The sequence below is a fragment of the Bdellovibrio sp. HCB290 genome (assembly GCF_047305925.1).
In the GTDB taxonomy this organism is placed as follows: domain Bacteria; phylum Bdellovibrionota; class Bdellovibrionia; order Bdellovibrionales; family Bdellovibrionaceae; genus Bdellovibrio.
The window spans coordinates 2,335,760-2,350,678 of record NZ_CP178620.1 but is presented as its reverse complement, the minus strand read 5'-3'; the positions used below and the strand labels follow the sequence as shown (position 1 = coordinate 2,350,678).

Annotated in this window: 11 protein-coding genes; 4 read left to right on the top strand and 7 right to left on the bottom strand. The window is 46.7% G+C overall.

The features are described from left to right. Nucleotides 1-44: 44 nt before the first annotated feature. From ACLVWU_RS11585 to ACLVWU_RS11565, 5 genes are all read right to left on the bottom strand, one after another. Nucleotides 45-1,343 carry a PA14 domain-containing protein gene (locus ACLVWU_RS11585; protein WP_413574874.1) on the bottom strand — a complete coding sequence of 433 codons (1,299 nt, stop codon included), beginning with the start codon at nucleotides 1,341-1,343 and terminating at the stop codon, nucleotides 45-47. Nucleotides 1,344-1,472: 129 nt separating this feature from the next. Beyond that, nucleotides 1,473-5,246 (bottom strand): tail fiber domain-containing protein, encoded by a 3,774-nt coding sequence (locus ACLVWU_RS11580; RefSeq protein ID WP_413574872.1) that lies wholly within the window; start codon nucleotides 5,244-5,246, stop codon nucleotides 1,473-1,475. Between the two features lie 2 nt (nucleotides 5,247-5,248). Continuing rightward, nucleotides 5,249-5,815, bottom strand: coding sequence for a hypothetical protein (locus ACLVWU_RS11575; RefSeq protein ID WP_413574870.1), 567 nt, complete (start codon nucleotides 5,813-5,815; stop codon nucleotides 5,249-5,251). 42 nt (nucleotides 5,816-5,857) lie between these two features. Next, on the bottom strand, nucleotides 5,858-7,204 hold the full coding sequence (locus tag ACLVWU_RS11570; protein WP_413574869.1) for an MATE family efflux transporter: 1,347 nt from the start codon (nucleotides 7,202-7,204) through the stop codon (nucleotides 5,858-5,860). Further along, the gene (locus ACLVWU_RS11565) at nucleotides 7,185-7,739 is read right to left on the bottom strand and encodes a NifU family protein (RefSeq protein WP_413574868.1); all 555 of its coding nucleotides are present in this window, start codon (nucleotides 7,737-7,739) and stop codon (nucleotides 7,185-7,187) included. Before ACLVWU_RS11565 ends, ACLVWU_RS11570 begins: the two co-directional genes overlap by 20 nt. Before the next feature lie 173 nt (nucleotides 7,740-7,912). Between ACLVWU_RS11565 and ACLVWU_RS11560 the strand changes: the two genes are divergently transcribed. The 4 genes from ACLVWU_RS11560 (at nucleotide 7,913) to ACLVWU_RS11545 (ending at nucleotide 11,797) form a co-directional block, all read left to right on the top strand. Beyond that, on the top strand, nucleotides 7,913-8,836 hold the full coding sequence (locus ACLVWU_RS11560) for a class I fructose-bisphosphate aldolase (protein WP_413574866.1): 924 nt from the start codon (nucleotides 7,913-7,915) through the stop codon (nucleotides 8,834-8,836). Between the two features lie 24 nt (nucleotides 8,837-8,860). Beyond that, a complete protein-coding gene (gene lysS, locus ACLVWU_RS11555; RefSeq protein WP_413574865.1) occupies nucleotides 8,861-10,339 on the top strand; it encodes a lysine--tRNA ligase in 1,479 nt (492 codons plus the stop codon). Between the two features lie 73 nt (nucleotides 10,340-10,412). Then, nucleotides 10,413-11,342: a sulfurtransferase gene (locus tag ACLVWU_RS11550; protein ID WP_413574864.1), complete on the top strand. Its 930-nt coding sequence runs from the start codon at nucleotides 10,413-10,415 to the stop codon at nucleotides 11,340-11,342. Continuing rightward, on the top strand, nucleotides 11,333-11,797 hold the full coding sequence (locus ACLVWU_RS11545) for a YiiD C-terminal domain-containing protein (protein ID WP_413574863.1): 465 nt from the start codon (nucleotides 11,333-11,335) through the stop codon (nucleotides 11,795-11,797). The genes ACLVWU_RS11550 and ACLVWU_RS11545 overlap by 10 nt, the downstream gene beginning before the upstream one ends. Here ACLVWU_RS11545 and ACLVWU_RS11540 read toward each other — a convergent pair. Both ACLVWU_RS11540 and ACLVWU_RS11535 read right to left on the bottom strand, forming a co-directional pair. Next, entirely contained in the window at nucleotides 11,719-13,878 is a 2,160-nt protein-coding gene (locus ACLVWU_RS11540; RefSeq protein WP_413574862.1) for an ATP-binding protein, read from the bottom strand. The genes ACLVWU_RS11545 and ACLVWU_RS11540 overlap by 79 nt on opposite strands. A 79-nt stretch (nucleotides 13,879-13,957) precedes the next feature. Further along, complete coding sequence (locus ACLVWU_RS11535) at nucleotides 13,958-14,899, bottom strand: hypothetical protein (protein WP_413574861.1); 942 nt, start codon at nucleotides 14,897-14,899, stop codon at nucleotides 13,958-13,960. Nucleotides 14,900-14,919: the final 20 nt, after the last annotated feature.

Sequence of the window (14,919 nt, the reverse complement as noted above, 5' to 3'; positions counted from 1 at the left end):
CCCAAGCCTTAGCTTGGGTTTTTTTCTAGTCGTGGAAGTTTAGACTACGGGTAAGTGATGATGAAAGATTGTACTTCTGTACCTTTATCATCAACTGAAATTGCAATAATATCGTAGGCTAAGCCTGGAACCAGTCCTTCAATATGGACTTCATGCTCTGTCACCAAAGTAGCGTCTTTTACCGTATAGACTACTTCCCCAGTAAAACTATTGGCGATTCTCAGTTGACTGCTGGATGGGTAGTTCGTTGACCAGATCACTTTCGCACCTGTTGAACTGATCGCGCTTACTGATGGAGAGCCCACAATCTTGAATGGTTCTTGAGTGCAAGGATTTGGTTTATGTTCAGGCATTTTATAGTTGGCATTAGAAATCGTTTGCCAGCCTGTAGACTGTAGCCATTTCGTAATAGCCGTTGGTTTTTCATTACTGCTGTTGTAGAAAAAATTATTACCTGACTTACCGCACACAAAGTTGTCCATTACGGAGCGTTTATAAGCTTTTGTATCTTTGTGGTGTTTCCACATTAGCACGTTCGCCACGTGATAGCGTGAGCCTTGATAGTAGAAAACTTTAATCGGAACCTCTGTTCCACGCTTCATAGCTATGGTGCGATACGCGCAACCCATACGGGACGCGTGATTGCCATCATTATTAATAAGTTCTTTCCATTGATCGTCTTCTTTGAAGAAGACACGAGCGCCGTCGTCAGAAATGGACGCCAGTTCATACTCGCCCTCTTTGTCAGAATCAGAAAGTTTTAGGATCGAGTTATATTCTAGTGCAAAGTTTTCAACCAGCTTGTTGCCATTGGAGTCTAGTAATACGGAGCCACCCTCTGTGACAAAACCTTTTGTGAATTGACGGGTGGGTACATTGATAGATGCAAAATACACATCCTGCTCCAACGCGACACCTTTATTGTAGTAATCCATCACGGTGGATACTGGAATCGTCATGTTAGGACCAGGTAGATAGATCTTGGCAGATAAACCGTTTGTGCGTGATTCGGAAGGGGTGCTGGAAAGTGGGTCGCAGACTGTTTGATCTGGATCTGGAAATTCAAAAATGGCATTTGGATCAACACCATAGTTATTGCTGCCATGGAAAGTGCAGGAAATGCTTTTCAATAACCCGCGTGTTCTGCGCAGTTCGGCTAACCTTTTTTCCTCGGCCTTTGCATCAGAAACCGATCCAGAGGATCCGGCGGAATTCGGTGATCTAGAGGGGCTTTCTTGCTTTACCGGTGGACTAAATAATGCTTTTAGAAAATCGCCAATTGATAAGGCGTGAGCCGGTGAGCAAGCCAATGAAGCAATAAGCAATGCAGCAGTTTTTTTCATTATAACGTACCTCTTACATGAATAATAAAAGGATAACAACTAATGTGGTGGAACAGAAGTTTTGGTTTTATGGATTATTATATTGAGACAAACAATGAGATATTTAGAATAGTTTCAGTAGGGAAATACTTATAGACCGAGATGTGACTTTATCAAATTGAGATCTTTTTCCAGTTTCTCATTTTGCTTCTTAAGTTCTTCATTTTCTTTTTTTAGTTTTTCGATTTCAGCATGGTCAACTTTTTGATCTTCCAATGAAGCAAGTCTGCGTTCGTGATTTGCCACGGACTCTTCAGTAGAAACCAAGCGGGCATAAAGGGATTTAACGGCTTCGATCAAAGGTGCTACTAAATGGTCGTACGCAACAGCTTTAAAACCAGTTTTTTTATCTGTAATAACAACTTGAGGGAAAACCTTTTCCACGTCTTGGGCGATTACACCAATTTGGTCTTTGTCGGTATAGACGGTTTTATCTCTGTACTGGTAGGCAACGCCTTCAAGTTTAAGAATATTCTCTAGGGAGTTTTCTAATGGAATAATATTCTCTTTCAAGTTGCGATCTGATGACGTTGTACAACCAGTTGAAGAACATATTTGGACGCCATTGACTCTGTAAACAAAGCCATTGGCTACGTTGATGTCACCGTTTACATCCAGTTTGTATGCTGGTGCAGAATTTCCCATGCCAATAAAACCGGAACTTGCAATGACCATCGCGACTTGATTGGATGTTGCATTGTCTACTTTAGTTTGGAAAATCATTCGGCCGCCATAGCCGTTTGCCCCACCTGAGCCTTCAGCAATACCCTGAATCGAAACAACAGTTTTGTTCCCTGCATTGTTTATGACGTTAAAGTTTAGTTTACCGCCCAAAGTTCCATTGGCCACAGATGCGATTGGATTTGTCATTTCAATTGCGCCTGCATCGGTGACCGACGCTCCACCGCCGTGTAAAGTGATGACGCCAGGTCCGGTGTTTCCGCCGGATACAATCGGAGTTCCAGTGCCAACAACGACATTACCTGACGGTGTGACAGACATCTTCGAGACTCCACCGGCCATAAGATTTAAATTGTAGGCGTCCGTAGTTCCCAGTAGGGCGTCGGAGCCGAAGGTATTGCCGCCGTTTTTAAAGAACGGAGGAGCAAACCATTTCATGCCGTTGGCACTGACGCTGTCTGCGACTAAAAGTTGGCCGTCAGTTCCTGCAGGCAACCGAGTATTTGTAGATCCTGAGTGTGTTAAAAGATCACCTTTGGTAGTTAGCGGGGAAAGAGCATTGAAAGCAGTAGTTGCTGTAGTAGCTCCCGTACCACCCTTAGTGATAGATACTGTGCCAGAGATATTTCCCGCGGAGATATTTGTTAGAAGAGAACCGTCAACGGCTGGAATCTGTGCAGACGAATTCAACGCCACGATTTTATTAGCAGTAGTACCACTATCAACCTGAAGAGTACCGGTGTTTAGGAATAGTCCAGAACCATAAGTTAAACCAAGGCTTGAGCCGGAGACGTTTAGTGGAGCTAGCACTCCAAGGGCAGTGTAAGCGCCTGCGCCGGTTCTTTGCACGATACCAGTGCTGGCAATTGTGCTGAGGTCAGGAGCTGAAACTACGCTGACTGTGCCTGAAGCTACTGATAAACCGGAACCGGCTTGCATCACACCCAATGAGGATGCAGTTGCAGTTGCGACACTAATATTAGGAGTCGTAGATCCGTTTGTAACTGAAATCGGGGAAGTACCTGAAACGTTTGTCACGCCAGAGCCAGCAACTCCCAATGTCTGCGCAGTAGATCCATCCCAGAATTTGATTTGATTCGTGGTGGAGTTATACCAGGTTTTACCTTTGTCAGAGATAGTCAGGCCACCTGTCATTGTCGTTTCAGAGGACATCGTGTAGTTCGCAAAACCCAATGAACCCGTCATTGTGTCGCCAGCTTTATTTACCGGAGTATAACCAAGTATTGTGGTGATATCTGAGGATATTAGTGCAGAACCGGTAGTAACGCGTCCTTTGGTATCGAATGTAATTTTAGAAACACCGGAGCCACCTGATCCAACCGTTACCAGCGTCAGAGCACCAGTATTAGATAGTGTCGCATCCCCAGAAACTGGAACCGCAGTTGCGATAGCAGAGCCATTGCCCACCCAAATTCTGCTGTCAGCAAGAGTTGGTAAAAGGGCGGTAGGAGTTTGGCAGGTAAAACCCGAGATAGTCCAAGTTGGAATTTGACCAGCAGTCGAGCAATTGAAATCGGAAAACTTGCCTGTGCTATCTTTAAGAACCAGACTTGATGTGCCACTGTTGATGCCAGTGAAATTCATATCCGTCGCAGTGACAGTTCCATCAGCAATTTTAGCTGTTGTAATCACACCATTGGAAATGGTCGCCGCCACTGAACCAGGACCTGTCGCAGAGACATCCCCCGTTAGTGCAGTGATGTAATTTCCGGTAGCTTGTTTCGCGTTGAAGGCATCATAGTCAGACTTACTTAAAAGACCGGCGGTGACACCCGCCCCAGAAGCCAATGGGATATTTAAGGTATGAATGCTAGATGCAGAAGACCAATTCGGCACAGTTCCTGATGTCCCAATCGTGCCAAAAGTTTGTGTGGAACCAGTTAGACCATTCAAACTTGTAAGGCCCGATCCCGCAACGCCCAAAGCTTGTGTCGATGAACCGTCCCAGTATTTGATTTGATTCGTCGTCGAGTTAAACCAGACTTTCCCTTTATCCGCAGTGGAAAGAGAAGGGTCCGCAGAGTTGTTTGAAAGATGCAAAGACTTATTCGGTGACATCGTGATAAAGCCCACGTTTGTCATATTGTTCGAGCCCATTTCAATCGCGCCCGACATCGTACCACCAGCAAGCGGGAGTTTCGTCGAATCCGTTGATGATGGCGTGATCCACTGCAAAGTTGAACCAGTCGAGGAAAGTACCTGTCCTGAAGTTGCACCCGCTGGAATTTCTTTCGGTGTATTGATCAGGGCCGAACCGTCCACAGCAGGAAGCTTACCCATAGAATCAAGCTTTACGATTTGGTCTGCAGAAGTCCCGACGTTAACGCGCGCTACGCCAGAACTGATAAGCATTCCCGAAATCGACACGTTGGTATCAAATTGCACAATACCTTTTGCCACATACGAAGCATCACTTGGTAAAGTGCCGGTGTTATCATCCGCCACTGAAAACGCAGTGCCGTTGTATTTCAGAATCTTGCCGGAAGTAAGACCCGTCATATCCAGGTTCACGCCCTTGATACGATTTACAACTGTCGCACCTTGCGTACCACCAACATCACCAGCCAACGAGCCAGTAAAGTTCGTTGCAGACTGCGCCGTCAAAGTTCCGCCAGTATAAGCAGTAAGCAAAGAATCTAAACTAGTGAAACGAGCCAGGATACTTTCCAAATTAGATTGTGTTGTGCCCAAGGCCGCATTCACTTGCAAGAAATCAGAAGGACCCTTGTCAGCCAGTTTTTGCGAATTGATCGATACCGGAATATTTCCAATCGTCACATCCGGAGTTAAGTCAGTGCCGGCCACATTGATACGTAAAGCGCGAGTAGTGAATCCAGACATGGAAACTGCAGAAGCACTTTGACAGTTCACCGATCCCGCAGATGCAAAGATGCGGTCTGCAGTGTTATTAGTTGTGTCAGTGCGTGTACCAGTACCGACAACAACAGAAAACTCGCCCACAGATCCAGGAGTGATGCTTTGAGTTTCAGAATACAAAACACAGGAACCGTAAAGAACCGAGAATGTCACAGTCTGAGGAGAGGTGATCGGAGTGCCACCTGAATCTGTCAGCACGCCTTCGTAAGTAAGTAAAGAGCCCGGAGAAACCGCAAGTGCAGCTTGAGTGAAAAGTGTGAATAGGGTGGTTATTAAGAAGGGCATTCTCATTGAGTGACCCTTCCGTGAAGTACAAACCCACCACCCGAAGCTGTGCGCTGCTGATGCGAAACCACTCGCCCTTTAAGAACCATTCCAGATCCGGTCTGAGTTTGCGCGCCTGCCAGAATTTGTTGTTTGATTTGCGCGGGTGGCACAAAGCGAATTGTGGCTTCACGGTTGATCCACATTCCCGCGCGCGACCATGCACGGAAATTCACAGTGAAGGAATCGCCGTTGTTGATGGTCATGGAATTCATCGGCGCTTTTGCATTGGAAAGATCGATTTGAAATTTTCCATCTGTGGAACACATCACAGTGTCAGAATCATAAGTCGTTGACGGGATCCAAGTGGAACCTCCGTCAAATGATAGATCTACAGATGTTATAAAGCGAGAGCACTCCGCATCCAGCGTGATAGACGTTAAGGTAGAAGTGACATAATCTTTGCTGGGTTTGAACTCGAAGTTGTCGATGGGACGCAAAAATGAAACCTTCGGATCTGCATCCGAACATCCCATAAGAAAAAGTACTGAAATAACAGCCACTAAAGACTGAACAAATTCTTTTTGCATCTATAGAAATATCGGAATAATCCAATACTTACTGTAGTACTACTAAGCAATAAATCTCTTACTGAGACGGTGGAAGCGATACGTAAGTAGGATTGAGGCAAATATGAGGCCTATCAAAAGTCCTATCCATATTCCAATGGGTCCCACTCCAAGATGAAAGGCCAGTAGATAACCGCCCGGCAAGCCCATGATCCAGTACGCGAAAAAGGCAATCACACTTGGCCACTGAGTATCACTCATGCCACGAAGTGCGCCGATAGCGACAGCTTGGACTCCATCAAAGATTTCAAAGAGTGCTACCACCACAAAGAATTGTGCAGCCCACGCAATAACATCGACGTCATTGGTGTAAAAAGTTGGGAACCAGTGACGGAAAGCCAAAAAGCCCAAACCACAAAGCCCCATGTAGGCGCCTCCCAGCTTAATAGCTGTGAAACCCGCATGGCGAGCGAGTTTGTAGTCGCCGCGACCCAGTTCAAAGCCAACTCGAATACTGGAAGCGATGCCAATTCCCAAAGTCACCATGAAGCTTGTGCTGGCAAGGCTGAGTGCGATTTGATGGGCCGCCAAAGGAACAGCACCAAACCAACCCATCATCACCGCGCATGAAGCAAACGCGCCGACTTCGAAAAAGAAGGTAAATCCGTTGGGAATCCCCAAGCGAATCATATTCTTAAGCATCTGTTTGTCGAAAGAATGGATCCAAGGATTGACCAGATACTTTTTAAACTGCGGATGAGCGTGCACATAGAAAACCATGGCAAACATCATGAAGGTACGAGCGCCAAGCGACGCGTATGCCGCTCCCACAAGTCCCAATTTCGGGAAGCCATGATAGCCGTTAATTAACAAATAGTTGCCGACGATGTTCAAGAGAACTCCCACTAACATCACATACATTGCAACTTTAGTGCGACCCAGGCCATCGGCGAATTGCTTGTAGGCTTGATAAATCAATGCCGGCAAAATCGACCAAGTCAGAACTTTATAAAATTCAGAACCTGCCGCTAAGACTTCCGGTGTTTGACCGAAAATATGTAAATGCGGAAGGAGTGCAAATAAGATCCCAGTGATGATTGAGCCAATGCCACCCGCAATCAGTAAACTATGGCGAAGTAAAATTCCACCACGGGGATGGTCCTCTTGGCCTAATGCGCGCGCAAACATTGCTGTCATGGGCGCGAGCATTCCCAAGCCGAAAATCAAAAATACGATATAAACACTTCCCGCAAATGCGGAAGCACCCAGGGCCACCGGACCCAAGTGACCAACCATCAACGTATCAGCCAGCTGGATCAAGTTCTGACCAAGTTGTCCAACAATGATAGGGCCGGCTAGTTTTAGAAGTAGTTTGGACTCGTGAATGGTCTCAGATCGCAAGAACTTCATGGATTTCCGGGAACAATTCTTTCATGCGAACTTCGATGCCGTCTTTCAAAGTAGCTTGAGACGACGGGCAACCCGCACAGGCACCGCGCATGTGGATGTAAAGCTTGTTGTCTTCATACTTGCTGAAAACAATGTCGCCGCCATCAAGGGCTACAACCGGGCGGATTTCGCGATTTAAAACAGATTTGATATTTCTAATGAATGGGGAGTCATTCGGGTCGTCAACATCCGTGTGCTGTACAACTTTAACAACAACGGGTTCGTTATTGTCCATGTGCTCTTGAATCAAACCGCTTAGGGGGTGAGCCAAAAGTTCCCAGTCCACCCAGTCTTGCTTGGTGACTGTGATGAAGTCAGTACCCACATAAACCGAGCTGGTCCACGGGAAACCAAAGATTTTGCTAGCCAGAGGGGAGCGATCCGCTTCTTGCGCAGAGGGACAATCAAAGCCTTCGTCTGCCACTTTGGTGTGCAAAAGGAACTTCATAGTGGCTGGATTTGGTGTGGTTTCGAAAGACACTCTGTTTGTGCTCATTTTTACCTCGCGGAAATTCGTGCCCACAGTATACCACAGAAGCCGCTTTGGAAAGGTAAATTGCTGCGTTGCTCGCTATGATGTAGACGCTTGATTATCCCTAGAAAGTTCACTACCTTTGACCCCGCTAATTAACTGAGCATTCACATTTTTTACCATTTTCTGGAGATGACATGACACCAAGAGTTAGAGAGATTTTGAGCTGGTATGGATCCGACAACCCAGGCGTATTGACGAACCTGGCTCGCATTATGAATCACGGTAAATTGGCGGGAACTGGTAAGATGGTTATTCTTCCGGTGGATCAAGGCTTCGAACACGGTCCGGCTCGTTCTTTCGCTAAAAATCCAGATGGTTACGATCCTAACTACCACATCGAGCTTGCGATTGAATCTGGGTGCAACGCTTACGCGGCTCCACTTGGTTTCATCGAAGCAGTTTCCCGTGACTACGCGGGTGAGATTCCATTGATTCTAAAAATCAATAACTCTGAAACTCTTTACGGCAACAAAGCTCCAATCTCGGCAGTAACGTCATACATCGACGATGCTTTGCGCTTGGGTTGTGTGGGTATCGGCTTCACAGTTTACCCAGGTTCTGCTGAACGCAAAACAATGTACGAAGAAATTGCTGAAGCATCTCGCTTGGCAAAACAAGCTGGTCTTGTGGTGATCATCTGGGCTTACGCGCGTGGTGAACAAATCTCCAAAGATGGCGAGACCGCTATCGACGTGATCGCATACTCTGCACACATTGCGGCTCAATTGGGAGCGCACATCATCAAAGTTAAACCTCCAACAGCGCACATTGAGCAAGCAGCGGCTGCGAAAGTATATGCTGAACAAGGTATCAAAGTTTCCACTCTGACAGATCGTATCCGTCACGTGGTTCAGTCTTGCTTCAACGGTAAACGCATCGTTATCTTCTCTGGTGGGGAAGCAAAAGGTACTGAAGAGCTTCTTAAAGAAGTTCAAGAAATGGCACAAGGTGGTGGCTTCGGTTCCATCATGGGCCGTAATGCATTCCAACGTCCTAAGAAGGAAGCAATCGCGCTTCTTCACGGTGTTATGGATGCATTTGCTGGTAAAAAATCTTAAGGTTAGTTAGGTAGTTAAAAAAGTATGTCGATTCAAGAAAACGCGCTTCGCGCGGAAAAACGTAAAAAATTGCACGCCCTTCGCGAGAAGGGTATTAATCCTTATCCATACACGTTTGAAAATAAAACGGCGATCAAGGACATCGTGGAAAAGCACGCGGCCGGTTTGCAGGCAGGTGAGAAAAAGCCTGATTCTGTATACCGTATTGCGGGTCGCTTGATGACTTTACGTGCGATGGGTAAAGCTTGCTTCTTCAACGTTCAGGATCAATCCGGAACTGTACAGGTTTACGTAAAAACAGAAGAGTTGGCAGAAAAAGAAAAAGCTGCATTTGATTTGGTCGACCTTGGCGACATCGTGGGTGTTGAAGGTTACGTGTTCAAATCACAAAAGGGCGAGTTCTCCATTTACCTGAAACATTTCGAAATTTTGACTAAGACGATCGAACCATTGCCAGAGAAATTCCATGGAGTGCAAGACGTTGAGATCAAATACCGTCACAGACATTTGGATCTGATGACGGATGCTGATTCTCGCAAAGTTTTCGAGACGCGTTCTAAAATCATCTCTGAAATCCGCAGATTCCTGGATTCTCGCGGATTCATGGAAGTTGAAACTCCCACACTTCAGCCGATCTATGGTGGTGCAGCGGCGACTCCGTTCACAACTCACCACAAAGCCTTGGATATGAAGTTGTACATGAGAATTTCCCCTGAACTTTACTTGAAACGTCTTTTGGTGGGCGGCTTTGAGAAAGTTTACGAAATCTCCAAGAACTTCCGTAACGAAGGTATCGACAGAACTCACAATCCTGAGTTCTCTTTGCTTGAGTTCTACGAAGCCTACACAGACTACAACTATCAAATGAATCAATTTGAAGAGCTAGTATCTGGTTTGGCTTTGAAAATCACAGGTAGCATGAAGGTATCTTACCAAGGTAAGGAAATCGATTTCACACCTCCTTGGAGACGTTTGACTGTTCATGACGGTGTTCGTGAATACGCGAAGATCGATCCAGACAAGGCAACAGACCAAGAGTTGTTCGATGCCGTTAACAAAATGGGCGGCGACATGGATAAGCCAGGTAAACGCGGCGAAATGATCATGGAGTTGTTCGAGCTAACAGCAGAACAACACTTGTGGCAGCCGACGTTTGTAATGGATCATCCTAAAGAGATCTCTCCATTGACGAAAATTCACCGTGGTGACGATCGTTTGGTTGAGCGCTTCGAACCGTTTGCGGCTTGCATGGAAATCGGTAACTCCTACTCTGAGTTGAACGATCCTGAAGACCAACTGGCGCGTTTGAAAGAGCAAGAAGCTAATCGTGGAAACGATGAAGAAGCTCATCCGATGGATGAAGATTTCTTGTTGGCGATCGATGCGGGTATGCCACCAACGGGTGGTGTGGGCTTGGGTATCGAACGTATCGTAATGATCCTGACGGACAGACCGTCGATCAGAGATATCATTTTCTTCCCAACAATGAGAATTACGAAGTAAACTGCTTACACTCCGACTCTGTCGGAGTAAAATGAAGGGAGCGAAAGCTCCCTTTTGTTTTTCCGGAGGACGTATGAAATTAGTTATAAGCGCACTGGTGATGGTTCTGGCTCTGGTGGCCTGCCAAACGAAGCCTACAAAAGTCACATCTGAACAAGGTGTTATTGGTGCTCCTGAAAAATTGATGGATGGCGGTCCGGTGATTCTGGATGTTCGGGCTCCATTTGAGTTTAATTTGGCTCATGTGCCGGGTGCTATCAATATTCGTTGGGAGGATTTCTCCTCTCAGGATCCAAACTCCCGCGGGGTTTTGCAGGACGATCTGTTTGCAGTGGCTCGCCGCTTGTCCTTGATTGGTATTGATCCTGATTCCAAAGTAGTGATCTTGGGTAAAGGAAAGCTTGGAGCCGGTGAAGAAGGGCGTATTGCCTGGACTTTGGAAGTTCTAGGCGTCAAGAACGTTCACACCGCACTTCATACAGTGGCCCGCGAGATGAATCCCAAGGGTGATGAACCACCGGTTAAGAACAAGTCCATGTGGAAACCGGTCGTAGATGAATCCTTATTCATTGATTCCAAAAACTTCAAAGCCTACGCAACTCAAAAGCTTCCACCTTTGAAAATGACCGGTAAAAAGAAAAGCAAGAAGGCCATGGACCTTCCAGTCAGCTCACTGTTCGGGATGAATTTTAACGAGGCCAAACTAAAAGTCGTGATTCTGGATGTGCGCTCGTCAGCTGAGTACGGAATCAATAACCTGACTAAGTATAAGAATGTAAAAGCACCTGTGGTGCAACTTGAGTGGAAAGAGTTCTTTACGGATTCCAACACTGTTGCCAAGGATTTGGCTAAGAAGCTGGAGTCCAAAGGGATCACTCAGGATAAAATCATCATGGTGATCAGCAGTCACGGAGTGCGCTCCGGAGCTGTGACCTTTGCATTGCGTGAAATGGGCTTCCGTCAAAGTGTGAATTTTGCCGGGGGCTATGAGCAATGGAAGTAAACGCTCAGGATTTTATTCAGGTTCTGGCCGATAATATCAAATTGTATGAACACCTGGGGATCACTGTTGCAGAATTCAGTTCCCAGCGTGTGGTTTTTCAAGTCTCTTTAGAGAAGAATCTAAATCACAAAGGCACAGCCTTTGGTGGCAGCCTTTATGCGACGGGTGTGCTTAGTGCCTACGCTCTGGTCTTGGCTGGGTTGAAGCAACACCATATTGATACTGAAAACATCGTCATCGCCAAAGGCGTGATCGAATACCATCGACCTATTGATTCAGATTTCACGATCATCTGTGAGTTTCCCGATCAGCAGTCCGAGCAGGAGTTTTATCAGGAGCTGAAAGAAAAACAGCGTGTTCGCCGTGATCTTCAGGTTCAGATATTCAAAGACGGTGGCTCTGGCGGTCGCTCTTTAGGGGCTTCTTTAGTGGGAAGTTTCGTCGTCAGGATGTGAGACAAGGTGTCCAGTACCTCGGCCTTCTTAACGGGTTTCACCATATACATGTCACAACCAGCGACTAAGGTTCTTTGCAGGTCTTCCAAAACAGCAGTCGCTGTTAACGCAATAATTGGTGTGTGACCCAGGCGATTCTCTTTTTCATAGTGGCGAATCAGTTCCGTAGCTTTATAGCCTGACATGATCGGCATCTGCATATCCATAAAGACGAAATCAAACTTGCCCTGCTTAAATATATCCACGGCTTCTTTGCCATTGACCGCTTCAGTGAAAGTGAACGGTTGATTTTTCAGATAGTGAGTCAATAGCAACCGGTTGTCTTGAGAATCATCAACCAGAAGTAGTGAAAACGTGCGCCCCTTAAATTGTTCGGCCCAGTTTGGTGCCGTGGTGGGTTTAACCTCGGTGGTCGCAACTGATTCCGGACGGTGGGGCAGGGAAATTCTAAAAGTGGTCCCGCGGCCTGCAAGACTGCGAAGCTCCAGTCTGCCGCCCATGATTTCAACCAGATTCTTGGAGATCACCAGACCCAAGCCTGTGCCGCCATAGCGCCGTGTTGTGGTGTCTTCGGCCTGAAAGAATGGAGAGAATAAACTGCTTTGCTTATCCCGAGGGATACCGATACCCGTGTCGCGTATTTCCAGAACTAAAAGACTGTTTTCCGGGGTGGAGTTATTTTCCACTCCCACGTGGATGTCGACTTCGCCCTCTTCAGTAAATTTAAGAGCATTTCCGATCAGGTTAAAAAGAACCTGGCGCAGACGAGTGGGATCACCTCGCTGATAGAGCGGGACTTCATCGTCAATGTGAAGTTGGAAGTTCAAACCCTTTTCTTCAGCTTTTATTTGCAAAATTTCAAATACCGAACGAACGGTGCTATGCAAGTTGTAGGTGGTGTTTTCAATGGTCAAAGCTTTGGCTTCGATTTTTGAAAAATCCAGCAGGTCATTGATCAGTGCCTTAAGGTTTTCGCCGGCGTGACTGAACAGGGTCAGATATCTTTCCTGATCTTTGCTAAGATTTGTTTCTTTCAAAAGCTCCAGCATCCCTAGGACGGAATTTAATGGTGTACGAATTTCATGGCTCATGCGTGCCAGAAAGTCGGATTTGGCTCGGGATGCTTCTTCGGCCGTTTCTTTGGCGGTTTTCAATTCCTGTTCTGTGTATCTAAGGCGATCAATCTTTTCTGTGAGTCCTGAAACCGCGGCTCCGGCCATCAGAGCTGAAAAGCACAAAGTTAAAAGCGTCGCCGGCGTTTGCACTGCGGAAAAATCCTGAGGCCAGGGATTTCCCAAAACCAATGGTAAAGCGAGTGCCAGAAACGCCACCCAAGTGTTCACCAGGATGGCGGTTTTTAATCCATACCAGCTTGCGCAGAATAAAACGATAATACCGTAGGCATACCATGATTGAGACAGGGGAATTTTCAAGCTTAGCGCCAAGCTAATTGCCAGAAGTGAAAACATCACGACTTTTTCACGACGGGAAAGATGAAAGAACCAGCGCATCTCGACATTTTCTGCAGGAAACAGAGACAGCTTTTTAGATTCCAACCATGGAGTCAGCAGAATCAGTAAAGGCAGCGAAATGATCACGCTGCTCATGAAGTTTCCAATCAGATTTAAAACACTGGTCCATAAAAATTGATCGCGGTTGATGGTGCCGGCGCCCAGCAAAATTCCCTGCACACCCAAAGCCAGAAGAACGGAAGGAATGATAATGCCATACAAGGTGTAAAGACTGATGCCCTTAGGTGTGGGACTCCACACATCATGGTGGAATCTTTCCTTGACCAATATCCACGCCAAAAATACGTGCAAGGTCTCTGGCAATGCGTATACCGGAAAAAGGAGGGGATTCGAGGCGCCAAATAGTGGTGCGCTGAATGTGGCATTTAAGAAGAGCGGAACCAGAACGCCCGGTCCCCACCAAAGAGTCATCGGAATAGCAAAGGCCACCGGGAAGTTAAAGAACGTGGTCCCCGTGGTTGCGGTATAAAAAAGACTCAGCTGAGTGTTGACGTGAAATATGGCAAAACAGAGTAACCATATCCACCAAGGTAAACGCTTTCTGTTCATGACTTTATTTTAGAGGCTATTCGCAAAGCCGCACTTCAAGTTTGAAGGAAGTGCGAAGGAACAAAGAACAGACCGGACTTTATTCTGGCAATCCGGCGTCAATCCAACGCTTCAGGTAATCTGCTTCAGCTGGAGTCAATTGCACCTTCGTGCGAGCCGGAGGCATGATTTCCTCTGCCAATCCTGGCACCGTGATTCTGTAAAGCAGACTTTCTGCGCCATTACGAGGAATGGTGACGTGCTTATCAGCGTAATCTTTTGCAGCAACTATGTTTGCAACCGAATCCAACATCGGATCTTTCGGTTTTGCGACAGTGCTACTGTGACAGTTCAAGCACTTTGCATCAAAGAAGGCCATACGCAGATTTTTAAAACTCAACTCCAACTGACCCAAATCCGGTTGCGGAGTTTGATCCGCTGGTGGATTTGGAACAGGTGTTGTCGGTGGCGCAGGCGGTGGTCCCGGAGGCGCAGGTGGCCCTGGCGGCGTTGGTGGTGCAGGCGGAGCCGGAGGAGCGGGTGGCATTGGCGGAGCACCTGGTGGAGTCGTCGGAGGAGTCGGTTGTGGTGGCGCCGGATTTGGTTTTGGAGTGGTCGTGCCTTCTGTGCACGCAGACATTTCTTTCACGCGCTGAGGTGGGCGCTGATTTGTTTTATTATCAAAATATGCGCGCAGGATCTGCAACTCACAAGCGGTCAGCGGTTGATAACCTTTGCGAACTGGAGGCATGTCTCCGGATTCAACCGTGGCCATGATGTCTTCACGGTGTTGGTAAACCTTTTCCTCGGTATCAAGAATGGGGGCTTTGCTGTTGTGGCAATCGCGGCAGGATTTCAAAGAAGTCTGACTGACGACGTAATAGTCGATCAAGGATTCAGAAAACTCATTCACCTTGGGAGTTTTTAAAACAATCTCGCCTGTTTTGAACAAACCCATCTCTTCCAGTGCGTAACCGCAACCAGAAAGTCCGAAGGACACAATGATGGTTTGTAAAAGCAGACCCCAAGTTTTCATCGTCATGGTTTTACCAAAGAATTCAA